This window comes from Streptomyces sp. NPDC002156 (assembly GCF_053593675.1).
This window is the reverse complement of sequence record NZ_JBSFDA010000001.1, coordinates 65,120-89,033: the sequence shown is the minus strand read 5'-3', so window position 1 is coordinate 89,033 and position 23,914 is coordinate 65,120. Positions and strand designations below refer to the sequence as shown.

The 23,914-nt window shown below is 70.4% G+C and carries 23 protein-coding genes; 15 read left to right on the top strand and 8 right to left on the bottom strand.

What is annotated here, in order from left to right; genetic code table 11:
• Positions 1-148 precede the first annotated feature (148 nt).
• Positions 149-697: a sigma-70 family RNA polymerase sigma factor gene (locus ACWCRB_RS00395; protein ID WP_369032198.1), complete on the bottom strand. Its 549-nt coding sequence runs from the start codon at positions 695-697 to the stop codon at positions 149-151.
• A gap of 170 nt (positions 698-867) precedes the next feature.
• Positions 868-1,344: a universal stress protein gene (locus tag ACWCRB_RS00390; RefSeq protein WP_450993859.1), complete on the bottom strand. Its 477-nt coding sequence runs from the start codon at positions 1,342-1,344 to the stop codon at positions 868-870.
• 144 nt (positions 1,345-1,488) lie between these two features.
• Here ACWCRB_RS00390 and ACWCRB_RS00385 point away from each other — a divergent pair, with 144 nt between their 5' ends.
• Positions 1,489-2,334: a polysaccharide deacetylase family protein gene (locus ACWCRB_RS00385; RefSeq protein WP_450993858.1), complete on the top strand. Its 846-nt coding sequence runs from the start codon at positions 1,489-1,491 to the stop codon at positions 2,332-2,334.
• 54 nt (positions 2,335-2,388) lie between these two features.
• Here the strand turns inward: ACWCRB_RS00385 and ACWCRB_RS00380 are convergent, their stop codons facing one another.
• Positions 2,389-3,051, bottom strand: coding sequence for a class F sortase (locus tag ACWCRB_RS00380; RefSeq protein WP_450993857.1), 663 nt, complete (start codon positions 3,049-3,051; stop codon positions 2,389-2,391).
• 343 nt (positions 3,052-3,394) lie between these two features.
• On the opposite strand from ACWCRB_RS00380, the gene ACWCRB_RS00375 reads away from it, so the two are divergent.
• Complete coding sequence (locus ACWCRB_RS00375; protein ID WP_450993856.1) at positions 3,395-3,883, top strand: hypothetical protein; 489 nt, start codon at positions 3,395-3,397, stop codon at positions 3,881-3,883.
• Positions 3,884-3,980: 97 nt separating this feature from the next.
• Here the strand turns inward: ACWCRB_RS00375 and ACWCRB_RS00370 are convergent, their stop codons facing one another.
• From ACWCRB_RS00370 to ACWCRB_RS00360, 3 genes are all read right to left on the bottom strand, one after another.
• Positions 3,981-4,505, bottom strand: a complete 525-nt coding sequence (locus ACWCRB_RS00370; RefSeq protein ID WP_450993855.1) for a hypothetical protein — start codon at positions 4,503-4,505, stop codon at positions 3,981-3,983.
• A gap of 277 nt (positions 4,506-4,782) precedes the next feature.
• Complete coding sequence (locus ACWCRB_RS00365) at positions 4,783-5,547, bottom strand: bestrophin-like domain (protein WP_450993854.1); 765 nt, start codon at positions 5,545-5,547, stop codon at positions 4,783-4,785.
• An 18-nt stretch (positions 5,548-5,565) separates the two neighbouring features.
• Complete coding sequence (locus ACWCRB_RS00360; RefSeq protein ID WP_450993853.1) at positions 5,566-6,339, bottom strand: hypothetical protein; 774 nt, start codon at positions 6,337-6,339, stop codon at positions 5,566-5,568.
• A gap of 287 nt (positions 6,340-6,626) precedes the next feature.
• On the opposite strand from ACWCRB_RS00360, the gene ACWCRB_RS00355 reads away from it, so the two are divergent.
• From ACWCRB_RS00355 to ACWCRB_RS00345, 3 genes are all read left to right on the top strand, one after another.
• Positions 6,627-7,616 (top strand): SCO0930 family lipoprotein, encoded by a 990-nt coding sequence (locus ACWCRB_RS00355; protein ID WP_450993852.1) that lies wholly within the window; start codon positions 6,627-6,629, stop codon positions 7,614-7,616.
• A 420-nt stretch (positions 7,617-8,036) separates the two neighbouring features.
• The gene (locus ACWCRB_RS00350; RefSeq protein WP_450993851.1) at positions 8,037-8,849 is read left to right on the top strand and encodes an SAM-dependent methyltransferase; all 813 of its coding nucleotides are present in this window, start codon (positions 8,037-8,039) and stop codon (positions 8,847-8,849) included.
• Positions 8,846-10,990, top strand: coding sequence for a putative bifunctional diguanylate cyclase/phosphodiesterase (locus ACWCRB_RS00345; protein ID WP_450993850.1), 2,145 nt, complete (start codon positions 8,846-8,848; stop codon positions 10,988-10,990). The genes ACWCRB_RS00350 and ACWCRB_RS00345 overlap by 4 nt, the downstream gene beginning before the upstream one ends.
• A gap of 169 nt (positions 10,991-11,159) precedes the next feature.
• On the opposite strand, the gene ACWCRB_RS00340 is transcribed toward ACWCRB_RS00345, so the two are convergent.
• Positions 11,160-12,044, bottom strand: coding sequence for a LysR family transcriptional regulator (locus ACWCRB_RS00340; protein ID WP_235472902.1), 885 nt, complete (start codon positions 12,042-12,044; stop codon positions 11,160-11,162).
• A gap of 130 nt (positions 12,045-12,174) precedes the next feature.
• On the opposite strand from ACWCRB_RS00340, the gene ACWCRB_RS00335 reads away from it, so the two are divergent.
• From ACWCRB_RS00335 to ACWCRB_RS00315, 5 genes are all read left to right on the top strand, one after another.
• Positions 12,175-12,846 carry a succinate dehydrogenase gene (locus tag ACWCRB_RS00335; protein WP_369032263.1) on the top strand — a complete coding sequence of 224 codons (672 nt, stop codon included), beginning with the start codon at positions 12,175-12,177 and terminating at the stop codon, positions 12,844-12,846.
• Between the two features lies 1 nt (position 12,847).
• Positions 12,848-14,794, top strand: a complete 1,947-nt coding sequence (locus ACWCRB_RS00330) for a fumarate reductase/succinate dehydrogenase flavoprotein subunit (RefSeq protein ID WP_450993849.1) — start codon at positions 12,848-12,850, stop codon at positions 14,792-14,794.
• A complete protein-coding gene (locus tag ACWCRB_RS00325) occupies positions 14,791-15,540 on the top strand; it encodes a succinate dehydrogenase/fumarate reductase iron-sulfur subunit (protein WP_450993848.1) in 750 nt (249 codons plus the stop codon). Before ACWCRB_RS00330 ends, ACWCRB_RS00325 begins: the two co-directional genes overlap by 4 nt.
• A gap of 271 nt (positions 15,541-15,811) precedes the next feature.
• Positions 15,812-16,585 (top strand): GNAT family N-acetyltransferase, encoded by a 774-nt coding sequence (locus ACWCRB_RS00320; RefSeq protein ID WP_389350516.1) that lies wholly within the window; start codon positions 15,812-15,814, stop codon positions 16,583-16,585.
• Entirely contained in the window at positions 16,585-17,373 is a 789-nt protein-coding gene (locus ACWCRB_RS00315; RefSeq protein WP_450993847.1) for a lysophospholipid acyltransferase family protein, read from the top strand. The genes ACWCRB_RS00320 and ACWCRB_RS00315 overlap by 1 nt, the downstream gene beginning before the upstream one ends.
• A gap of 85 nt (positions 17,374-17,458) precedes the next feature.
• Here ACWCRB_RS00315 and ACWCRB_RS00310 read toward each other — a convergent pair whose 3' ends face one another.
• Positions 17,459-18,484, bottom strand: a complete 1,026-nt coding sequence (locus ACWCRB_RS00310; RefSeq protein WP_450993846.1) for an LLM class flavin-dependent oxidoreductase — start codon at positions 18,482-18,484, stop codon at positions 17,459-17,461.
• A gap of 97 nt (positions 18,485-18,581) precedes the next feature.
• On the opposite strand from ACWCRB_RS00310, the gene ACWCRB_RS00305 reads away from it, so the two are divergent.
• From ACWCRB_RS00305 to ACWCRB_RS00285, 5 genes are all read left to right on the top strand, one after another.
• Positions 18,582-19,112 (top strand): DinB family protein, encoded by a 531-nt coding sequence (locus tag ACWCRB_RS00305; RefSeq protein ID WP_450993845.1) that lies wholly within the window; start codon positions 18,582-18,584, stop codon positions 19,110-19,112.
• A 57-nt stretch (positions 19,113-19,169) separates the two neighbouring features.
• Complete coding sequence (locus ACWCRB_RS00300) at positions 19,170-19,655, top strand: cation:proton antiporter regulatory subunit (RefSeq protein ID WP_450993844.1); 486 nt, start codon at positions 19,170-19,172, stop codon at positions 19,653-19,655.
• A gap of 7 nt (positions 19,656-19,662) precedes the next feature.
• Positions 19,663-20,895 (top strand): cation:proton antiporter, encoded by a 1,233-nt coding sequence (locus tag ACWCRB_RS00295; RefSeq protein WP_450993843.1) that lies wholly within the window; start codon positions 19,663-19,665, stop codon positions 20,893-20,895.
• Between the two features lie 202 nt (positions 20,896-21,097).
• Positions 21,098-21,637: a hypothetical protein gene (locus tag ACWCRB_RS00290; protein ID WP_450993842.1), complete on the top strand. Its 540-nt coding sequence runs from the start codon at positions 21,098-21,100 to the stop codon at positions 21,635-21,637.
• An 81-nt stretch (positions 21,638-21,718) separates the two neighbouring features.
• Positions 21,719-23,911 carry a hypothetical protein gene (locus tag ACWCRB_RS00285; protein ID WP_450993841.1) on the top strand — a complete coding sequence of 731 codons (2,193 nt, stop codon included), beginning with the start codon at positions 21,719-21,721 and terminating at the stop codon, positions 23,909-23,911.
• Positions 23,912-23,914: the final 3 nt, after the last annotated feature.

Sequence of the window (23,914 nt, the reverse complement as noted above, 5' to 3'; positions counted from 1 at the left end):
CCCTTCCTGCCTTCCTCCGGTGCGTGCGCGTCGCCCGACCCCGGGCATCCGGGACTGGTGCCAGTCCGGAACACGGATGAAGACAGCTGATGGCTCAACCATGGTCCTCAGCAAGGCGCTTTACCGAGGTTTGACTCGACCATTGGTTTCACCGCAGGTCGGCCGCATAACCCGGCAGGACTCGGCGCAGGGCGCGCAGCGCGTAATACGCGCGAGACTTCACCGTACCGGGCGGGATACCCAGCGCCGTGGCGGCCTCCGCCACACTCGCCCCCTGGAAGTACACGAGCACCAGGACTTCACGATGCTCGGGAGTGAGTGTCTTCACAGCCTCCCGCACATCGAGGGTCGCCGCGGACCGTTCCGCGTGATCGGCACACACCCGCGCGTTCTCCAGGATCGCGTCCCCGACCTCGGCGGGCCGCGCCTGCCGGGCCCGCCGCGCGTCGATGGCGAGCCGCCGCCCCACGGTCATCAGCCAGGGCCGTACGGACTCGAAGTCGTCGGCGCGCAGCGCCTCGGGGTGCTGCCAGGCGCGTACGAGGGTCTCCTGCACCAGGTCCTCGGCGCGCTGCCGGTCGCCGTCGCACAGGCGCAGCAGCAGGGCGAAGAGCGGTCGGCCGTGCTCGCGCTGCAGCGCGGCCAGCTCGTGCTCGGCGGTCGTCGTCCCGTGGGTGATGGTGGTTCCGGCCGTCATGGCCGTATGGCATCGCAAGGTCCCGATTCGGGACAGAGAGCGGACCGGAGTGTGCGGCGGACGGTCGGACCCGTCGACGAACGGTGCGACGAACGGTCTGAACGGCGCATTCCTCATCCCAGCAGTCACCGGCCGGTCCGACGACGGGGCGGGGGCGCCCGGGACCACCGCTACGGCACGACCGTCACCGGCCAGCGGCCCGCCTTCACCAGCCGGATCGCGACCGAGCCGATGATCCGGTGGCCCGCCTGCTCGGACGCGCCGACGACCACCGCGTCCGCCTTGAGATCGTCGGCGGCCTTCACCATCCCGGTGTACGGGTCCCCGCGGAACGTGTGGAACTCCCAGCGGACGTCGAAGATCCCCTTGACCTGTTCGGTGCCCTCGCGAATCTGTGCGATGAGGTCCTCGGCGATCTGGTCCGTCGTCTCCGCCACCGGAGCCCCGAACGCGGCGCCCGCCGCCATCACCGGCTGGACGTACACCAGGGCGAGCAGCGCGTGCTGGCGCCGGGCCAGTCCCGCGGCGTAGGCGGCGGCGCGGAGCGAGGAGTCGGAGCCGTCGACGCCGACCACGATGACCTTCGGACCGTCCGTGCCCCGCTCGAACTGGTGCCCTGACCGGGCTGAGTGCTGCTCTTCCGTCACACCGCGAGGCTATCGGGCGCCCTGGGCCCGCAGGAGACGCGGGGGAGGGTCTGATCGGCGCGTACTGGTCCAGGCGGGTGCTTTCCTGCCGCCGCACCGGTGTCGATGCGGGGCGTCGGGACCGTACCGGGCGACTCATGAGTCATGACGAAGGATCAGTTGATCACACGGCGCCGGGTGTTGACGATCGGCGGGGTCGCCGCCGTGGGAGCGGCCGGTACGGCCGCGCTGCTCACCGCGGGCCCGGACGGGACCCCGGCCGCCAAGCCCGCCGCCCCCGCCGCCGGCCCCCCGGCGCACCGCGCGCTCAAGCCCTCCGCGTACCGCCTGGAGCCCCTCACCGGTTACGGCCCGCCGCCCGCCGCCGCCCACGGGCGCACCCTGGTCCGCCACGAGCCCCTGCTACGGGTGTCCGGACGTGGCCGCACCATGGTGCTGACCTTCGACGACGGCCCCGACCCCCGCTACACCCCGGACATCCTGCGGACCCTGCGCGAGCACGACGTCCGCGCGATGTTCTTCGTGTGCGGGGAGATGGCCGTCCACAACAAGGACCTGCTCGCCGAGATGACCGAGGACGGACACGTCGTCGGCAACCACACCTGGTCCCACCCGCTGCTCACCCGCCTCACGCGCGGCAAGATCCGCTGGCAGATGGAGCGCACCAGCGAGGTCGTCCAGGACGCCTGCGGCGAGGCGCCCGTCTGGTTCCGCGCCCCTTACGGCGCCTGGAACCGGGCCGCCTTCCAGATCGGCGCCGACCTCGGCATGGAACCCCTCGCCTGGACCGTCGACACCCTCGACTGGATGGCCCCGGGCGCCGGCACCATCGTCGACCGGGTCGAGCGCGGCGCCGCCCCGGGGGTCGTGGTGCTCTCCCACGACGCGGGCGGCGACCGCTCGCAGAGCGTCCGGGCGCTGCGCGACTATCTGCCGGAACTGCTGGATTCCGGCTACCACATCACCGTACCGACGCGGCATTACACGTAACGGAATCACCGGAGTCACTGGACACGGGCTTTCGCCCGCCCGGTCGGGGAACGCTCAGCGGACCTCGACCAGGCGGGCGAAAACGACGACGTTTCCGTTGTAGCCGTTCTGCTTGGAGAAACCGCCTCCGCAGGTGATGACCCGCAATTCCGGGGTGTTCCTGCTGCCGTAGACACGGTCGCCGGGGAAGTTGTCCTTTTCGAAGACCTCGATGCCGTAGATCTCGAAGACGGCCACTTTTCCGTCCTGGCGCTGGACCTCGACGCGATGTCCCTTCTTGAGGGCCCCGAGTCCGTAGAACACGGCGGGGCCCTGTTTGTTGTCGACATGGCCGACGACCACCGCGGTGCCCTTCTCGCCGGGCGACACGGCACCGGTGAACCAGCCCGCCAGATTCGGGTCCTCCGCCGGCGGGGCGTCCACCCACCCGGCCGCGTCCAGACCCACCGGCAGCACCGGCGCGTCGACCTGGATCGCCGGGATCCGCACCCGGTCGACCACGGAGTACGGCAGTGCGGCCGGGGCGCTGGAGAAGGTGCCGCCCGGGAGGCGGCTGTCCGCTGCCGCCGCCGACGCGGGCTGCGGCGGGCCCACGTCGAACTCTCCCGAACCATTCCGAATGAGAGCGAGGCCGGTCAGCAGAACAAGCGCTATCACGCCCCACGGAGCGCGCTTCTTCCGCCGCTCCTCCTCTTCCGCCAGCTCGGACGCAGACATTCGCCATCCCCTCTCGACCCGGCCGTCGCCGGGTCAATCGCGCATATGAGAACGCTAAGTGCCCGGCGGGAAACCGGCGACGGGGCAGCAGCGAACGGGTGGCGCCTGTGTCGTCCGTGACGTGTTCGTGAGCCATCCGGGTCGCGGGGAAAAGTATTTTTCTGACGGTCCGTGACCTGCGGCAATATCTGATTGTGCGGTCATTGCCCGGCGTGTCCCCTCACCAGGACGGACCATTCCCGAAATGCGGCTGCGCGCACGGCATCTGAGGGTTCGTCTGGGAGGCGTTTTCTCGCCGATCGACCGGGGACGGGTCCCGGGGCGCCTTCCGCGGAGGTTCAACATGCGTACTACTCGTGCCCTGGTGGTGTCTGCCGCCACGGCTGCCGCGGTGGGGCTCGCCGCCCCGGCTGCCTCGGCCTGGGACCAGCCGACCAGCGTCACCGCCGCACCGAGCGTCATCGCGCCGGGCGGCCAGCTGGTCCTCACGGTCAACGGTTCCGCCTGCACCATGCAGGGCAGCACCGTCAGCTCGAACGCCTTCCCGGCGACCAAGCTGAAGTCGATGGGCGGCAACACGGCGACTGCGACGGTGACCGTCAACTCGAACGCCACCGCGGGTTCGTACAGCGTCACCACCAACTGTGAGAACAGGTCGAAGACCTTCACCAGTGTCTTCACGGTCATCGGTGGTGTCCGGGGCGGTCTCGGCGGCAGCACTTCCACCGGGGCCACGCCGACCGACATGGCGATCGGTGGCGGTCTTGTGGCCGCCGCGCTCGTCGGTGGTGGTGTGTTCTGGATGCGCCGCCGGTCCGAGAACCGGATCTGACGCTCATCCCCTTCGGAGCGTGGACCGCACGTCGACAGCCCTTCGCCCCGGACCCTGACGGGTATCCGGGGCGAAGGGCTGTGCGGGTGCCGGCGGGTCAGGCGCTGTCGTCGCCCGTACCGCGGCGGGAGAAGTGGTACGCCACCGCCAGCGACCCCGCGATGAGCGCCGCTCCGAGGCCGATCTCCTTGAGGTCGAAGCCGGCGACACTGCCGCCCTCGCCCGCGTGCACACCCCGCTGGATCGGCACGGGGTAGTGCGTCGGGTTGCCGGAGTTGCCGCCGGCGATGGTGAGGTCGGTGTGGCCGTTCTCGCCGCCGCAGGTGAACGTCACCCGGTACGCGGCCCCCGGTTCGGCGTCCCAGTCGACCTTCGTCGTCACCGAAGACTGGCCCTTGGGGATGGTGACCGGGTCGAAGACACCGGAGGACACCCGGGTGTCGTCGTTGCAGTTGTCCACGCGCAGGGTGACTTGTCCGCCCGCCGCGACGGTCGAGGGCACGACACTGAACCCGAACGACGTGACGCTGTTGTCCGAGACGGCCGCGTGGGCGGCGGGCGAGGCGAGGGTGAGGGTGGTGACGCCCAGCAGTGCGGCCGAGGCGACGCGTATCGCGCGCATGTGAGTCCTCCGGGTCCCCGAGGAGCAGCTGCGGACCTTTTCCGCTCGCGCCATACCGTTCGCGCCAGAAATGCACCTCGATGACCGAAACGCTAGGAACACGTGTGCGTACGCGCGATCGGTGTCGTGCGAATGGGGCACGGATGTGGGCCGGTCAGGGGACTCCGTTGAGCGAGTCGGGGGACACGCGCGCGTGGCGGGTGTCTCCCGCGGCCGCGGCCGGTGAGGAACCGTCAGCCGGTCCCCACCGGTCGCGAGCGGTCATCCGGGGACGGTCTCAGCGGTCCGCGCCCGGAAAGAGCGTCAGGAACGGATCCGCCGTGGCGGTGATGCCACGGCTGTAGGGCGCGTCGAAGTCCCAGATGAGGAAGAGCAGGAACGCGATCAGGGTGGAGAACAGCCCGGCGAGGATCATCTCGCGGGGTGTGCGGCGGATCTGGAGGGCGAAGATCATGCCGACCGTGATCATGCCTCCCGCGATCAGACCGAACCACACGACGCCCGGCATGGTCGGCCCGGTCGAGTCGGCGCGGGCCGTACGGGCCTGGTCCGCCGTGGTCACCTGGTCCAGGAGCGGCTGGTAGGCCTGTGCCTGGAAGTCCGTCTTCGGTTCGTAGTCCGTGACGTCGGCGCGGATGCGGTCCAGCAGCTGGTCGCCGCGCTCGGTCACCTTGCCGTTGTCGGACATCTCCTTCCACTCGGTCTTGACGACGTGTCCGACATAGGCGTTGACATCGTCCCGAATGCGGTCACGGACGTCGGGCGGATAGACCCGGACGCGCTCGGAGATCTCGTGCAGCGCGTGCGCCTCGGTCGACACATGGTCCTGGGCGACGCCGCGGGCCTCCCAGACACCGGCGATGGCCAGGCCCAGCACGATGGCGTAGACCACACCGATCCACATCGTCATGTACTCGATCACGTCCGGGGTGTCGGACGGATCCTCGTCCTCCGGGGCCCTGCGATCCCGTACGACGGTGATGACGACGACGACCGCGCACGCGGCCGCGATCGCGAGGGCGAGAACAAGCCATTCCGACAAGGGGATGCCTCCAAGAGGTCAGCGCGGACGCAGTGCGATGACGGCGATCAGTGCGGGCAGGGTGACGAGCAACGTGAACGAGACGAGCGACGGGCCGCTGCGGACGGTCCGTTTGCGGGCGGACACGTGGTACGGCGGATAACTCACCGTCGTCGGTGACGCCGTCGGACTCGGGCTCGGGCTCGGCTTCGGGGTGCGCGTCGGTGTGTACGAGGGGGTGGGCGCCGGCGCGGGAGGCGGCGGCGGAGCCGGGGCGGGCGGAACGGCCGGTGGCTTCGGCTCCGGTACCGGTGTCGGCTTCTGCGGGGGAGTGGGCTTCGGGGTCGGTGTCGGGGTGGGCGTGGGACTCGGCTTCGGCGGTGGCGGCGGCTCCTTCGTGGGCGTGGGTGTGGGCGGCGGAGTCGGTGTGGGGGTCGGTGACGGCGTGGGTGTGGGCGTCGGGGTCGGGCAGGGCGGCGGTGGTGTCGGGGTCGGGCACCAGGAGCCGGTGCCGACGACCACCGCCGTACCGTTTCCGGTGACCGCCGCACCGCCGTTGCCCGCCTCGACCGACCAGCCGTCTCCGTCTCCGGTGGCGTCCGGGACGCCGGTGCCGACCGTGACCGTGGCGCCGTTCCCGGTGACCGTCACCGATGTGCCGCCGCCCTGATCGGTGGCGACGGAGACACAGGTCGTCGCGCCGGCCGTGCCGATCGGCACGCCGACGAGCAGCCAGGTCAGTGCCAACAGCGCCAACACCCGTATGGCGAGGGCGAATCGGGTCCGTGTGGGTCCATACACGACGAAGATCATGTGCGCTGGGCGCTCCCGCGCGCGCGGGAGCGCGAGGAGATTGCCCCGAACGAGTGACATATGTCGTGCCGCGGTTTGGATCAGGCGTTCTAGCTGTGGCCTGCGATCCGTCCTCGTGTACGAGGTGTGACGGATGACGGTGTGCCGGCAGTGACGGGTGGGGCCACAGGGATCGGAAAGAAATTTGTGCAGTGGTTGAACACAGTGACCATCCCCGCCCGTACCTAGGACCGTGCGGCGGCCCAGCAGGGCGTCGCAACACCCTAACGATTACGGGGAGTTTCATTATGAAGACCTCCTGGCGGAGCGCCTCACTCGTAGCGTCAGCTGCGGCCGTGCTGGCGCTTACGACGGCGTGCGGTCAGGACAAGGCCACCGACACGAGCAGCCAGAACGTCGGCGCGGCGGCACCCGCCGCCGCCGGTGGCGTCGGAACCGTGGCCGGCACGGGTACCGGTACAGGCACGGGTACAGGCACCGGTACGGGTACCGACACCGGTGCGAATGCCAATGGCGAGCAGGCCGCCGCGGGCGACTCCGCCGCGGCGGGCCAGCTGAACGTGGTCGCGAGCGCGGAGATCGGCAAGGTGCTGGCCAGCAGTGCCGGCCGTACGATCTACCGCTTCGACGCGGACACGGCCGAACCGCCGAAGTCCAACTGTGACGGCGACTGCGCCACTGCCTGGCCGCCGGTTCCGGCGGACGATGTCACGGCCGGTGCCGGTATCGATGCAGCGCTGCTCGGCGAGGTGACCCGCGCCGACGGCACCAAGCAGCTGACGGTCGGCGGCTGGCCCGCCTACTACTACGCCAAGGACACCGCGGCCGGTGACATCAAGGGCCAGGGCGTGGGCGGCAAGTGGTACGGCCTCGCTCCCGACGGCAAGAAGGCCACGCTGGCCTCGCTGCCCGGCCTGTCCACCCGCAACGACCCCAAGCTCGGTGAGATCGTCGTCGACAAGAACGGCATGACGGTCTACCGCTTCATCAAGGACGAGGCCTGGCCGAAGCCCGTCTCCGCCTGTGTCGGCGCCTGCCTCGAGAAGTGGCCGGTCGTCGCACCGGTCGAGGTCAACGACACCAAGGGTGTCCAGAAGAAGGGCCTGATGAGCTTCACCCGGCCCGACAACGGCGCCAAGCAGATGACGGTCAACTGCTCGCCCATCTACACCTTCATCAACGACAAGGAGCCCGGCGACACCAACGGCCAGGGCGTCGGCGGCACTTGGTACGCCGTGGCACCCGACGGCAAGCTCGTCGGCGCGCCGAACGAGTAGTAACCGGCAGCAGCAGAAGCCGACTTCTTCTCCGGGCCTGCTTCCTTCGCACCGCACAGTCCGTGTGGCGTGAAGGGAGCAGGTCGCTTCGGCATGTCCGTGACTGCGCGACAACTCGGCGACTCCGCAACGCGTCGACAGGCAGGGCGATTTGCCGGGGAATCGTCCCCGACTCGCCGTATTTCCACGGGAGTCGGCGGCCACTGTTCGTAACGCTTGGGAACTCTATGGAATGCTCCGGATACATTTCGTAGAGAGTTCGGCAGTGAGTTCGCGGTACGTCAATTCGGCACGTGCCGCAGGCAGTGACCGGGAACGGATGGTCAATTTCCGTTTCCGCTCGCTCCTTTGGCAGGCGATCAGTAACCTCAGCTCGAACACTGGAGCGCCAACGCCTGCCAACTCCTTGGAGAGAGATAGATGGAGCGTCCCGCCTGGGCCCCCCGGGGCATCGACATCTCGGTGCCGAGCGTCTCCCGGATCTACGACTTCTACCTGGGCGGTTCGCACAACTTCGAGGTCGACCGGGAAGCGGCCCGCCGGGCCATGGAGTTCATGCCGGGACTTCCGAAGATCATGCAGGCGAACCGTGCGTTCATGCGCCGGGCCGTTCGATTCGCGGCCGCCGAGGGCATCACCCAGTTCCTCGACATCGGCTCCGGCATTCCCACCTTCGGCAGCGTCCACGAAGTGGCGCGGGCGGTCAGCCCGGAGGCCCGGGTGATGTACGTCGACCACGACCCCGTTGCCGTCGCACACAGCCAGGCGGTCCTCGCCGGTGACGAGCGCGCGGACGTCCTCGCGGCCGATCTGCGCAAGCCCCGGGAGATCCTGGACAGCCCACAGGTACGGGGTCTGATCGACCAGAACCGGCCAGTGGCCCTGCTTCTCGTTGCCATACTGCACTTCGTGGAAGACATGGACGACCCGTACGCGGCGGTCGCCGAGCTGCGCGACGCGCTCGCGCCCGGCAGCCTGCTCGTCCTGTCGCATGCCTCGTACGAGGGAATCCCGTTGCCGCCGGAGCGGGCCGAGGGCGCGGTCGACGTATACAAGGACATTCGCAACCCGCTGGTCATGCGCTCGCGCGACTCGATCGCGCGGTTCTTCGAGGGGTACGACATGGTGGAACCGGGACTGGTGCCGATGCCGCACTGGCGGCCGGAGACGGCACCGGAGGACGAGGACGCGTACTCCTTCTCCGGATTCGCCGGCGTGGGGCGTACGGCGTGACCGCGGAGCCGGACGGGCCCCAGGACAGACTGCGCCGGTTCGTGACCATCTGGAGCCGGTCGGTGTACCAGGTGACCTCCACGTCGCTCACCCGGCCGGAGTTCGAGGAGCAACTCCTGCCGCTCGCCGGGCGGTTGAGCGAGGCGCTGCGGGCCAGGACGTTCGACGCCGAGGAGGGCCGGGCGGTCGGCGCCGCGCTGGTCGCCGCGCACTGCACCGACCCCGAGGCGCTCAGCCGCTCGCTCGACTGCGTGGACGCCTATCTGGTGCTGTACTGCGGTGAGGACGGCCCGCAGGAGGATCTGCGCAACCGTTCGTCGAGGCTCCAGCACGCGATGGCCGCCGGGTACGCCGGCGCGCTGCGCGACCGGACGCTGGCCGAGCAGGAGGCGATCGCGTGGGCCGCGCAGAGCGCGCGCAGCACGGTCGCCGAGGCGCTGCACGACAGTGAGGCCCGCTTCCGCGCGGTCTTCGAGGGCGCGGCGATAGGCATCGCCATCGCGGACCTCGACGGCAACATCCTGCAGATCAACGGCGCGCTGCAACGCATGTTCGGCGGCTCGGAGCAGACCGTACGGGGCCGCAGGGTCACGGAGTGGACCCACCCGGACGACGGCCCCCAGGTCTGGAAGCTGTACGAGGAACTCGTCCAGGGCGAGCGCGAGCACTACCACGCCGAGAAGGCGTTCTACCGCCCCGACGGAACGGTCCTGTGGACCAACCTCACGGTCTCCCTCCTCCGGGACGCCGACGGCCGGCCGCAGTACCAGCTCGCTCTGATGGAGGACACCACCGAGCGCCGGCTCCTCAACCTCCGGCTGCGCTACGAGGCCACGCACGACGCGCTCACCGGGCTGCCCAACCGCACGCTGTTCTTCGAACGCCTGGAGAAGGCCGTGACGGCGGGCGAGGGCCAGCGCTTCGGCCTGTGCTACCTCGACCTCGACGGCTTCAAGACCATCAACGACAGCCTCGGCCACGCGGCCGGCGACCGGCTGCTCGTCGAGGTCGCCGACCGGCTGCAGTCCTGTGCGACCGCGCCGGGCGAGATGGTGGCCCGGCTGGGCGGCGACGAGTTCGTGGCGCTCACCACCGGCCCCGACACCGAGGCCGAGGTCGACGAACTCGCCGCCCGCATCATGCACGCGCTGATCGCCCCGGTCAGCGTCGACGGCCGTGAGCTGACCGTGCGCGGCAGCATCGGCATCGTCGAGGGCCCGGCGGGGGAGCGCGGCCCGGCGGAGGTGCTCCGAAGCGCCGACATCACCATGTACCGGGCCAAGTCGGCGGGCGGCAACCGCTTCGAACTCGCCGACCCCGAGGCCGACTTGAAGGCGATCACGCGTCACGGCCTGACGACGGCGCTGCCGGCCGCGCTGGACCGGAACGAGTTCTTCATCGAGTACCAGCCACTGGTCAACCTCGGCGACGGCAGTGTCCGTGGCGCCGAGGCCCTGGTGCGCTGGCTGCATCCGCAGCACGGAGTCCTCGGCCCCGACCGCTTCATCCCGCTCGCCGAACACACCGGCCTGATCGTCCCGCTGGGCCGCTGGGTCCTGGAACAGTCGGTGCGCCAGGCCCGCGACTGGCAGGAACGCTACGGAGGCCACCCGGCAGGCGGTCCTCTCCGAATCAACGTCAACCTGTCCCCCTGCCAGCTCACCCACCCCGGCCTCGTCCAGGACACGGTGGACATCCTCGAACGCGCGGGTCTGGAACCCGAGGTGCTGTGCCTGGAGGTGACGGAGTCGGCGCTGATCGGCGCCGACGACGACCTCCTCAAACCCCTGCGCCGCCTCGCGGAAATGGGTGTAGACATCGCCCTGGACGACTTCGGCACCGGCTACTCGAACCTCGCCAACCTGCGCCGCCTCCCGGTGAGCATCCTCAAACTGGACCGCTCCTTCACCCAGGGCATGCAGCAGTTCCCGGCGGACCCCGTCGACCTCAAGATCGTCGAGGGAATCGTCTCCCTGGCCCACAGCCTGAACCTCGCGGTGACGGTCGAGGGAGTGGAAACAGGCGCCCAGGCCGAACAACTCCGCATACTCGGCTGCGACACCGCCCAGGGCTGGTACTACGCCCGCCCGGGCCCACCGGAACGGCTGCACGAGCTGGCGTTGGTGGATGCGACGGGATGAGGTCATAACCTCGGTTGCAGCGGCGTCGGTGCTGTTGAATCCAACCCGAGCAGAAGCGCCCTAGAGGGGCGCGGGACTGTGCCCATATGCGGCTCCGCCGCGGGGCGCGACCAGCCACGTACGACGTGAACTGTGTCCACGACCTCCGCGCCCCCTGACGAGCGCAGCGTCACCGCTCGAACAACATCCGCTGCAACTCCCGAGCCGCCCGAGGCGGAGCCACATCGCTTCGGTGGGCCAGGGCGATCGCCCTGAACAACCCCGGCCGAGCCAGCGGAGTCACCCGTAGCCCACGCCCCGACCGGCTGGCCACCATGCGCGGTACGACGGCCACGCCCAGCCCCGCGCGCACAAACCCCAGGACCGCGTCCATCTCCCCGCCCTCCACCGCGAACTCCGGCTCGAACCCGGCGGAGCGACATGCGGCCACGGTCAGCTCCCGCAGGTCGTAGCCGTGCCGGAACATCACCAGGCGCTCGCCCTCCAGGTCGGCGATGCTGACGGTCCGCCGGCCCCGCCCGGGTGCGGGCGCCTCCGGGGAGGACACCACCACCAGATCCTCACGCAGCACCTCCAGTGTCGTCAGCGCAGGGGACGGGGTCGGCAGCGGCAGGACGACCAGCGCCAGGTCCAGGGCCCCGCGCGCCAGCTGCCGTACCAGGTCGTGCGAGCCGCCCTCCTCGATCAGCAGCCGGATGCCGGGATAGCGGTCGTGGAACGCGCGCAGCACCTCCGGCAACAGCCCCGTGCACAGGCTCGGGGTCGCGCCGAGCCGGATCCGGCCCGCCCGGAGCTGGACCAGTTCCTGCACCTCGTGCCGGGCCGTGTCCGCGTCGGCCAGGATGCGCCGGGCCAGCGGCAGGAGCGCCTCGCCGGCGTCCGTGAGCGTGATGTTGCCGCGCGCCCGCAGGAACAGTTCGGCCCCCAACTCCCGCTCCAGCGCCTTGATCTGCTGGGACAGCGACGGCTGCGCGACATGGACGAGATCCGCGGCGCGGGTGAAGTGCCGGGTCTCGGCGACCGCCACGAAGTACTGGAGCTGCTGGAACTGCATGCGGCCAGCGTACTGCTTGCATAGGAACTGGCTATCGAAACGAGCCGGACCATGTCTTGGACCGATCAGGGTTCCGCCGCCTAGCGTCTGACCCATGGCTCTGGCAACGCGGACGGACCGACGGCCGTCGATGGCGCGTACCGTGTGGGACTCGTCCGTCGGCAAGAAGACCGTGATGGCCGTGAGCGGCCTGATCATGCTGCTGTATCTCGTCGTCCACATGATCGGAAACCTGAAGATCTTCTTCGGGCCCGGCGAGTTCAACCACTACGCCCACTGGCTGCGCACGGTCGGCGAGCCCTTCATGCACTACGAGTGGACGCTCTGGCTCATCCGGATCGTCCTCGTGGTCGCCGTCGTCGCCCACGCCACCTCCGCCTACCAGCTCAGCCGCCGCGACATCCGGGCCCGGCCGAGCAAGTACGTGCACAAGAAGGCGCGGGCCAGCTACGCGACGCGCACCATGCGCTGGGGCGGGATCATCCTCGGCCTCTTCATCGTCTGGCACATCCTCGACCTGACCACCGGCACCGTGCACTCCGGCGGTTTCCAGGAGGGGCACCCCTACCAGAACGTCGTCGACACCTTCTCCACCTGGTACGGCAACGTCATCTACATCGTCGCGATGCTCGCCCTCGGCCTGCACATCCGGCACGGCTTCTGGAGCGCCGCCCAGACCCTCGGCGTCGGCAGCCGCACCCGCGACCGCGCCCTCAAGACCGTCGCCGACGTCCTCGCGCTGCTGCTCACGGCCGGTTTCCTCGCCGTACCCGTGGGCGTCATGACCGGAGTGGTGAGCTGAAATGACCTACACCGAATACGTCACCGGCGAGCCCCTCGTCGACCACAAGGCGCCCGCAGGACCCGTCAACGAGCGCTGGGACGCGCGCCGGTTCGAGGCCAAGCTCGTCAACCCCGCCAACCGGCGCAAGCACACCGTCATCGTCGTCGGGACCGGGCTGGCGGGTGGTTCTGCCGGGGCCACGCTCGCCGAACAGGGCTACCACGTCGTCCAGTTCTGCTATCAGGACTCCCCGCGCCGCGCCCACTCGATCGCCGCGCAGGGCGGGATCAACGCGGCGAAGAACTACCGCAACGACGGCGACTCCGTCCACCGGCTGTTCTACGACACCGTCAAGGGCGGCGACTTCCGCGCCCGCGAGTCCAACGTCCACCGGCTGGCGCAGATCTCCGTCGAGATCATCGACCAGTGTGTGGCGCAAGGGGTGCCCTTCGCGCGTGAGTACGGCGGACTCCTCGACACCCGCTCCTTCGGCGGCGTCCAGGTCTCGCGGACCTTCTACGCCCGCGGCCAGACAGGTCAGCAGCTGCTGCTCGGCGCCTATCAGGCCCTCAGCCGGCAGATCGCCGCCGGGAACATCGAGATGCACGCCCGTACCGAGATGCTCGACCTGATCGTCGTCGACGGACGGGCCCGGGGGATCGTCGCCCGGGACCTGATCACCGGCGAGATCTCCAGCCACTTCGCGGACGCCGTCGTACTGGCGAGTGGCGGCTACGGCAACGTCTTCTACCTCTCGACGAACGCCATGAACTCCAACGCCACCGCCGTCTGGCGGGCGCACCGGCGTGGCGCCCACTTCGCCAACCCCTGCTTCACCCAGATCCATCCGACCTGCATCCCGCGCACCGGCGACCACCAGTCCAAGCTCACCCTGATGAGCGAGTCGCTGCGCAACGACGGCCGGATCTGGGTGCCCAAGGCCAAGGGGGACCAGCGGCCCGCGAACGAGATCCCCGAGGATGAGCGCGACTACTACCTGGAGCGCATCTACCCGTCCTTCGGCAACCTGGTGCCCCGCGACATCGCCTCCCGCGCCGCCAAGAACGTCTGCGACGAGGGCAGGGGAGTGGGGCCCGGCGGGCAGGGCGTCTACCTCGACTTCGCCGACGCCGTCCGGCGGATGGGACGCAAGGCCGTCGAGGAGAAGTACGGCAACCTCTTCGACATGTACGCGCGGATCACCGCCGAGGACCCGTACACGGTCCCCATGCGGATCTATCCCGCCGTGCACTACACGATGGGCGGCCTCTGGGTCGACTACGACCTCCAGACCACCGTCCCCGGCCTGTTCGCGATCGGCGAGGCCAACTTCTCCGACCACGGCGCCAACCGGCTCGGCGCGTCCGCGCTGATGCAAGGCCTGGCCGACGGCTACTTCGTCCTCCCGGCCACCATCAACGACTACCTGGCCCGCAACCCCGGCCAGCACCCGGTCGACGCCCAACACCCCGCCGTACAGGACGTGTTGGCAGAGACCGAGGACCGTCTCAACCTCCTCCTCTCCGTCGACGGCGACCGCACCCCCGACTCCTTCCACCGTGAACTCGGCGAACTGATGTGGGAGTTCTGCGGAATGGCGCGCAGCGACAGCGGCCTGCGGAAGGCCCTGGAGCGCATTCCGCAGATCCGCGAGGAGTTCTGGCGGCGGATCAAAGTCCCGGGCACCGGCGAGGAGTTCAACCAGTCCCTGGAGAAGGCCAACCGCATCGTCGACTACCTCGAACTGGCCGAGCTGATGTGCCTCGACGCCCTGCACCGCGCCGAGTCCTGCGGCGGCCACTTCCGCGAGGAGTCCCAGACCCCGGACGGCGAGGCGGAACGCCGGGACGACGAGTTCTCGTACGCCGCCGCCTGGGAGTTCACCGGTACGGGCACAGCTCCCGTCCTGCACAAGGAAGACCTCGTCTTCGAGTACGTCCACCCCACCCAGCGGAGCTACGCATGAAGCTCACCCTGCGCGTCTGGCGGCAGCGCAACGCCGATGCCGACGGCGCCATGTCCACGTACGAGGTGGACGGCATCTCGGCCGACATGTCCTTCCTGGAGATGCTCGACACCCTCAACGAGGAACTCATCCTCAAGGGCGAGGACCCCGTCGCCTTCGACCACGACTGCCGCGAGGGCATCTGCGGCGCCTGCTCGCTCGTCATCAACGGCGACGCGCACGGGCCCGAGCGCACCACCACCTGCCAGCTCCACATGCGGTCCTTCGCGGACGGCGACACCATCGACGTCGAGCCGTGGCGCGCCGCCGCCTTCCCGGTCGTCAAGGATCTCGTCGTGGACCGGTCCGCCTTCGACCGGATCATCCAGGCCGGCGGCTACGTCACCGCCCCGACCGGCGCCGCCCCCGAGGCCCACGCCACCCCCGTACCCAAACCGGACGCCGACTTCGCCTTCGAGCACGCCGAGTGCATCGGCTGCGGGGCGTGCGTGGCCGCGTGTCCTAACGGCGCGGCGATGCTCTTCACCTCCGCCAAGGTCAACCATCTCAACGTGCTGCCGCAGGGCGCGCCCGAGCGGGAGACGCGGGTGCTGGACATGGTCGCGCAGATGGACGAGGAGGGGTTCGGCGGGTGCACGCTGGCCGGCGAGTGCGCGACCGCCTGTCCGAAGGGCATCCCGCTCGTCTCCATCACCGGGATGAACAAGGAGTGGCTGCGGGCGACCCGCAAGGCGGGCAGCAGGTAGCCGCCGCCCCCGGAGATGACCGCCTCCCCACCGGGAGATGACGGCCTCCTTACCAGGAACGTTCGCCGACAAGGTGCGGACGGGTGGGACCGGCAGTGGTGCTCATTGCCGGTCCCGCCAGGCACCCCTGGCATTCAACAAGCTCACACCCGCACTCTCTTCGAGGGTCACGCGCCGGACAGCCGAGGTCGGAAGAACTGATGCGGCCGGACGTAACGGGACCGGCCAGTTCGCCGCCTCGCCGTCCCCGGCCCGTGACCAGGAGAGAGCCATGACCGGCGTTTCCACCATCGAACGTCCCCCGCTCCCCGCCGCACCCACCCGCTACACCGTCACCCTCGCCCGCGACGAGGACGACGTACGCGCCGCCCAGCGGCTGCGCCACGACGTCTTCGCCGGTGAACTCGGCGCCCTGCTGTCCTCCCCGCAGCCCGGCCTCGACGTCGACCCCTTCGACGCGTACTGCGACCACCTGCTGGTCCGCGACACCGTCACCGGCCAGGTCGTCGGCACCTACCGGCTGCTGCCCCCGGAGCGGGCCGCCGTCGCCGGACGCCTGTACTCCGAGGGCGAGTTCGACATCTCCCCGCTCGACGCGATCCGCCCCGGCCTCGTCGAGGTCGGCCGCTCCTGCGTCCACCCCGACCACCGCGACGGCACCGTCATCGGCCTCATCTGGGCCGGGATCGCCCGCTACATGGTCGACCGCGGCCACGACTGGCTGGCCGGCTGCTGCTCCATCCCGCTCTCCGACGGCGGCACCCTCGCCGCCGGCACCTGGGACCGCGTCCGCGACCGGCACCTGGCCCCGGAGGAGTTCCGGGTACGCCCGCTGCTGCCCTGGTCCGCCGAGGGCGTGACCCGTCCCACCGGCCGCACCGAACTGCCCCCGCTGCTGCGCGGCTACGTCCGCCTCGGCGCCTGGGTCTGCGGCGAGCCCGCCCACGACCCGGACTTCGGGGTCGCCGACCTGTACGTGCTGCTGTCGATGCGCCGGATCAACCAGCGCTATCTGCGGCACTTCCTCTCCCTCGTCCCGGCCTGATGAGCGTCTGGCTGCCCAGCGCGCCCTGCACCCCCAGAGCGTGCGTGGAGACGAAGGGTGCCACGACGGCCCCACCCCTGGCCGTCCTGCGACTGGTGACCGTCCTGGTCGTCCTGCTCGCCGGCATCACGCTGTGTCCGCTCGGCAGGAGGATCCCTGCCGGGTGGGTACGGCTCTGGGTCCGTGTCATCGTGCGGGCTGCGGGAGTCCGGCTCAGGGTGACCGGCCCCACCGCCCCCTCCGGTGGCCTCCTGATGGTCGCCAACCACATCTCGTGGCTGGACATCCCGCTGATGGCCGCCGTACGGCCCGCCAGGATGCTGGCCAAGGCCGAGATCCGGGGGTGGCCGGTGGCGGGCGCGTTGACCGCGAGCAGCGGGGCGCTGTTCATCGAGCGGGACCGGCTGCGGGCGTTGCCGCAGACGGTCGGGAAGATCGCGGAGGCGTTGCGTGAGGGGACGGCGGTTGTCGCCTTCCCTGAGGGCAGTACCTGGTGCGGGAAGGCTCAGGGGCATTTTCGGCGGGCGGTGTTTCAGGCCGCCCTGGATGCGGGGGTGCCTGTGCAGCCGGTGCATCTGCATTATCGGCTCGCCGGGGGAGCGGCGAGTACTGCGCCTGCGTTCGTGGGGGAGGACTCGTTGTTGACTTCGGTGTGGCGGGTCGTATCGGCTCGGGGGCTGGTGGCGGAGGTGGAGGTGCAGGGTGCGATTGCGCCGGGTAGCCACCCGGACCGGCGTGCTCTTGCGCGTGCGGCGCAGCCGGCTGTGGTGGGGGTCCATCGGCCTTAGGGGGCGGCTGACGGCCGGTGGGGGCTGGTCGCGCAGTTCCCCGCGCCCCTGAACTGAAAGAAGGGCGGCTGCGCCGCCTCCTCTTTCAGGCCCGCAGCAGGTCTGCCAGTCTGCTGTAGGAGTCCAGCAAGTCATCCCGGTCGTACGTGCTGGTCGTGACCAGGAACTCCTGGGCCGCCGTTTCCTTCAGTACCGTCTCCAGTTCGTGGGCCACCTCTTCCGCCGTTCCGGCGAGTTGGCCCGCGAGCCCCGACTCGTAGAAGCCGCACTCCTTCGTCGTCATCGTGCGGGACTCGGCCTCGTGCGCGGGCGGCAGGGGCGGGAACGTGCCGTGTGTGCGGGAGTACGCCATCGACCAGGCCTCGGGGATGAGGAGTCGGCGGGCCTTCTCCGCCGTGGCGGCCACCGCTACCGTTCCCGAGATGACCACGTACGGCTCGCTCGCCCAGGGTGACGGGCGGAAAGCGGCGCGGTAGGTGTCGATGCCGCGGAGCATTCGGTCGCGGGAGCGCAGGTCGCCGATGACCATGGGCAGGCCCGCGCGGGCGGCGATCGTGGCGCCCTCGCCCATCGCGAGGACGAAGGGCGGGACGGTGAGGCCCTCGGCGGGGCGGGCGTGCACTCCCGTCGGGGAGGTGCCGGCGAACCAGCCGAGCAGTTCGTCGAGCTGGGCCGCGAAGTCCTCGGCCATGTCCTTGTCGCGGCCCAAGGCCCTGCGTACGCCGTCGGTGAAGCCGACCGAGCGGCCCAGGCCCATGTCGATCCGGCCCGGGAAGAGGGATTCCAGGACCCCGAACTGCTCGGCCACTACCAGGGGTTGGTGATTCGGGAGCATCACTCCGCCCGTGCCCACCCGGATCGTGCGTGTCGCGGCTGCGACGGCTGCGGCCAGTACCGTCGGCGCGGAACCGGCGACCCCGGGTACGCCGTGGTGCTCCGAGACCCAGAAGCGGTGGAAGCCGAGTCGCTCCGCCTCCCGGGCCAGCGCGACCGTGTCGCGCAGGGCCTCGGCGTCCGGGTGGCCCTCCCGGGCGCGGGACCTGTCCAGCACGGAGAAGCGGGTCGCCGACAGGATCGACCCCGCGGTGGGGCGTGGTGCTGGATTCGGCATGGCTGCTCCGGACATCCTCGGCTGTGTCCTTGTCAGCGATCTTCCGGCCGCCGCTATTCCTCGCGGGTCACCGGGCACCTGTGCAAGGGTGCTGTACATGTCGACTACACCGGACGGCCGTCCCATACCTCCCGCGCACGCCGACGAACGCGCCATGCTGAGCGCATGGCTCGACTTCCACCGTGCCACTCTCGCCCTCAAGTGCCAGGGCCTCGACGACCGGCAGTTACGCCTCGCCTCGGCGGCCCCCTCGGAGCTGACCCTGCTCGGACTCGTCCAGCATCTGGCCGAGGTCGAACGGAACTGGTTCCAGCGGGTGTTCGCGGGTCTGGATGTGCCTCTCGTCTACGAAGAGGGCAAGGGGGACGGGTACACCCTCGTCCCCGAGCGTGGGCTCGGCGAGGCGCTCGTCGTCTGGCGGGCGGAGATCGCGCGGAGCCGTGAACTCGTCGCCGCAGCAGCCTCGTTGGACGAGTCCGGGCGGCTCTCGGAGGCGGAGGCGGCCCACGTCGGTGGCCAGGGGATCTCGCTGCGCTGGATCATGGTGCACATGATCGAGGAGTACGCCCGCCACAACGGCCACGCCGACCTGCTGCGCGAACTCGTCGACGGGGTCACGGGGGCCTGAGCCCCGACAAGAGGTTCAACAACAGTTCAACACCAGCAATCAGCAAGGGGATTCAACGTGTCTGCGCCACGCCTGCGGGCGACTCCGCTGCCGGGTATCGGGGTTCAGTACGACCTGGTCACGCGTGAGCAACGGCATCTGTCGGTCGTGGCCCACCGCGACGGCGGCCGTACCGTGAACCTGTACCAGGCCGACGATCCGGACTCGTGCGCCCAGTCGCTGCGGCTGACCGCGCCCGAGGCCGCCTCGCTGATCGACGCGCTCAGTCCCTCGCACCACAGCCCCAGTCTGCTCTCCACCACTGCGCTGGGACTGGTGGCGGAGCGGATCGAGGTGGCCGGCGGCTCGCACTGGAACGGACGGGTGCTCGGGGAGACACGGATGCGGACGGAGACCGGCGCGTCCGTGGTCGCCGTACTGCGGCGGGCCGAGGCGATCCCCTCCCCGGCCCCCGACTTCCGGCTCGCCGGCGGGGACGTGATCATCGTGATCGGCACCCGCGAGGGCGTCGACGCGGCCGCGGCGATACTCGGACGGGAGTGACATCGCCATGCACTCCCAGGTCCTGCTGATCGAGTTCGGCTCCATCATCCTCGCGCTCGGACTGCTCGGCCGGATGGCCGCCCGGCTGAGCTTCTCCCCGATACCCCTCTATCTGCTCGCCGGTCTCGCCTTCGGCGAAGGCGGGCTGCTGCCGCTCGGCGCGAGCGAGGAGTTCATCGCCACCGGCGCCGAAATCGGCGTCATACTCCTGCTGTTGATGCTCGGCCTCGAGTACACGGCCAGCGATCTCGTCTCCAACCTCAAGTCCCACTACCCGGCAGGGCTGGTCGACTTCACCCTGAACGCGCTGCCCGGAGCCGCCGCCGCGCTGCTGCTCGGCTGGGGCCCGGTCGCCGCCGTCGTGCTCGCCGGGGTCACCTGGATCTCGTCCTCCGGAGTCATCGCGAAGGTGCTGGGCGACCTGGGAAGGGTCGGCAACCGGGAGACCCCGGTCATCCTCAGCATCCTGGTCCTGGAGGACCTGGCGATGGCGGTCTATCTGCCCATCGTCACCGCGCTGGTGGCCGGCGTCTCGCTCGCCGCCGGCAGTGTCACCCTGGCGATCGCGCTCGGGGCCGCCGGACTGGTGCTGTTCCTGGCCGTCCGCTTCGGCCGGGTCATCTCCCGCTTCGTCTCCAGCGACGACCCCGAGAAACTGCTGCTGGTCGTCCTCGGTCTGACCATCCTGGTCGCGGGCATCGCCCAGCAGCTCCAAGTCTCCGCCGCCGTAGGGGCGTTCCTCGTCGGGATCGCGCTGTCGGGGGAGGTCGCCGAGGGCGCGCACACCCTGCTCAGTCCGCTCAGGGACCTCTTCGCGGCCATCTTCTTCGTCTTCTTCGGGCTGCACACCGACCCGGCGAGCATTCCGCCCGTCCTGCTGCCCGCCCTCGGCCTGGCCGCCGTCACGGCGTTGACGAAGATCGCCACCGGCTACTGGGCGGCGCGGCGCGCCGGGATCTCGGTCAAGGGCCGCTGGCGCGCGGGCGGCGCGCTGGTCGCCCGCGGTGAGTTCTCCATCGTCATCGCGGGCCTCGCGGTCACCGCCGGCGTCGAGTCCGACCTCGGTCCACTGGCGACGGCGTACGTCCTGATCCTGGTCGTCGCGGGCCCGCTCACCGCGCGCTGGACCGAGCCCCTGGCCGCCCGCGTCGGCGCGTGGCGAGCGGGGCGCGCCCGTCCCACGACCCCGGCCACGGCACCGCCGGACGAGGCGGTGCAGCCCACGACCGTCGGCGACTGACGAGCCCCGAACGAAGCCACCCACCCCGGGAAAGAGCCCGGCGATGGGTGGCTTCGTCATGTCCGGCTTCGTCGCTGTTTGCCACAACTGCCTTATCTCCTCGGGAGATTGACGCTCCCTTTGCTTCCCGTTGACATTCCTCGCGGCTTCAAGTTAGGTATGCCTTACCTAACAGTCAGTTGAGAAGGGTGTCCTTCCGATCATGAGATCTCTGCTGTCCGCACGTACCGCCGCCCGTGCCGGTCTCGCCGTCGTCGCCTCCGCCGCGCTGACCCTTGGTCTCGCCACCTCGGCGTCCGCCGCGACCTCGACCCGTACCGTCGTCGACGGCACCACCACCTACAACCTGTCGCTCACGGCGCCCGACACCGCCGCCGCGACGGGTCAGGTCATCACCGTCACGGGCAGCGGCTACAACACCAGCCAGGGCATCTACGTCGGCCTGTGCGCGGTGGACGGCGCCGCGGGCGCCAACAAGCCGACGCCGTGCCTCGGTGGCCAGGACGAGAGCGGTTCGACCGGTGCCTCGCACTGGATCAACAACACCTTCGGCGGCCTCTTCGCCAACAGCTCCACGTTCGGCACCGGCGGCACCTTCAGCGTGCAGATCTACGTCAAGGCCACCCTCGACGACGGCCAGGTCTGCGGCGAGGACGTCACGTGTGCTGTCGTCACCCGCGCCGACCACTTCGACACCAACGACCGCAAGTACGACGTCCACGTGCCGATCACCTTCCAGTAGTCGGCCCGCAGCCACAGAACGGGGCCCGGCCGGTCGATACCCGGCCGGGCCCCGCCCGCCTGGCCCATTCCCGAGGACCCCATGACTCATTCACGCCGCAGACTCTGGGCGGCGGCCTCGCTCTCCGCCGCCTCCGCCCTCTCGCTCGCCACCCTCGGCGCCGGCTCCGGTGCCCAGGCCGCCGACACGCCGAAAACCGCCCTCGGCAAAGAGGGCCAGCGGCTCACCGTCTCCGCCTCCGCCGGTCTCGCGCCCGACGGCGAGACCCTCCAGGTCACCGGCGCGGGATACGACCAGACCAAGGGCATCTACGTCGCCCTCTGCAAGGACAACGGCGACAACCGTGTCCCCAGCCCCTGCCTGGGCGGCGCCGACACCTCCGGCGACGGCGCGGCCTCCCGCTGGATCGTCCCCGAGGGCGACACCTACGAGGGCGACCTCGCCGTGGCGTACGGCGACGGCGGCACCTTCGACGTGACCCTCGACATCAAGGCCGCGGGCGACGGCCTCGACTGCGCCACGGTGTCCTGCGCGATCGTCACCCGAGTCGACCACCGGGGCAGCGGCGACCGCTCCCAGGACGTACGGGTCCCCGTCACCTTCACCGGCCAGGAGCCCGGAGGCGGCGGCGAGGGCGTCGACGTACCCGCCGGGACCGTCAGCTACCGGCAGGCGGCCGAGTTCACCACCACCGGCAAACCCCTCGACGTGCTGCTGCACCCCGACTCCGGGAAGCTGTACGTCGGTTCGGACAACCTCGCCGACACGGCCGACGTCGACGAGCGCGGCCTCTACGTCCTCGACCCCGCCGACGGCACCGTCCGCAGTCACATCAGCCAGGCCCCCGGAACCAACGGTGTCCTGCGCACCGCCGCAGCCGCCCAGATCGCCGCCGCGCTCCCCGGGGACGGCGTCCTCTACCGCTACCCCCTGCGCGGCATCGGCACCGCGAAGGACGGCGACGCGAGCGCCAAGGGCGTCTGGCTGACGGGCGCGACCATCACCGACCTCGCCCCCGGCACCACAGCCGACACCGTGCTGGTCGCCCAGGGCGCCACCCTCTCCGAGCTGGAGACGGCCACCGGAGCCGTCCGCCGTACCGTCACCCTGGACGGCGGACGCCGGCTCGCCCTCGACTCCACCCGGGCCGCCCTCTGGTCCGTGGGATCCTCCGCCGGACAGCTGCGCCGCGTCGACACCGGCACCTTCGCCGTCACGGCCTCCGCCCAACTCCCGGACGAGACCATCAGGTTCGTCGAGATCGACCCCGCGACCGGCAACGTCTGGGTGGGCGTGGGCAGTTCGGTGCTCGTCTTCGACCAGGACGCGAAACTCCTCGCCACCGTCGAGGGCACCGACGAGGCCGCCGCAGCCGCCTTCGACCCGTCGACGGGCCGCGTCTTCGTCGTCCGGCAGGACAACGGCGACACCGGCAGCGGCGGCGACAACAACGGTTCGCTCGCCGTGTACGACACGACGACGTACAAGGCCGCGGTGGAAGCGGTGCCGCTGCCGGGCAACCACTCCCAGCTCGGCTCGGCCGCGATCACCGTCGCCGCCGACGGCAGGACGGTCTACGTCACCAGCCCTGCCGAGGGCAAGGTCGTCAGACTGGACCGGTTCGTCTCGCCGAAGGTCGTCCAGGCGCCGACGAACCAGACGGTCGTCGTCGGCGACACGGTCACCCTCATCGCCCAGGCGGAGGGCACCCCCGAACCGACCGCGCGCTGGCAGGTCAGCACGGACGGGGCCCAGACCTGGCAGGACCTGCCGGACGCGACGGCGAACACGTACGCCTTCACCGCCGAGACCGGCCACGACGGCCACCGCTACCGCGCCGAGTTCACCAACACGGCCGGCACCACCCGCACCACGCCCGTCACCCTCACCGTGACCGCCGAGTCGACCACCGGAGGCGACACGGGCGGGGACACCGGGGGAGACACGGGCGGTGACGGCGGCACGACCGGCGGAACCGACGGCGGCACCACCGGCGGCAGCACCAACGGCGGTACGACGGGCGGGAGTTCGACCGGAGGGAGCACGACCGGGGGCGGCACCACGGGCGGCACCGACACCACCGGCGGCTCGGGCTCCACCACCGGCGGCACCACGGCCACCGGCAGCACCGGCGGCAGCCTCGCCTCCACCGGCGTCGGCGTCATCGGGATGGCCTCGGCCGCCGCGGCGCTCACCGCGGCCGGCGTGATTGCCTACCGCCGTGGCCGGCGGAAGGGAACCGACGGGCTCAGCCCCCACACCGGAACAGACTGAACC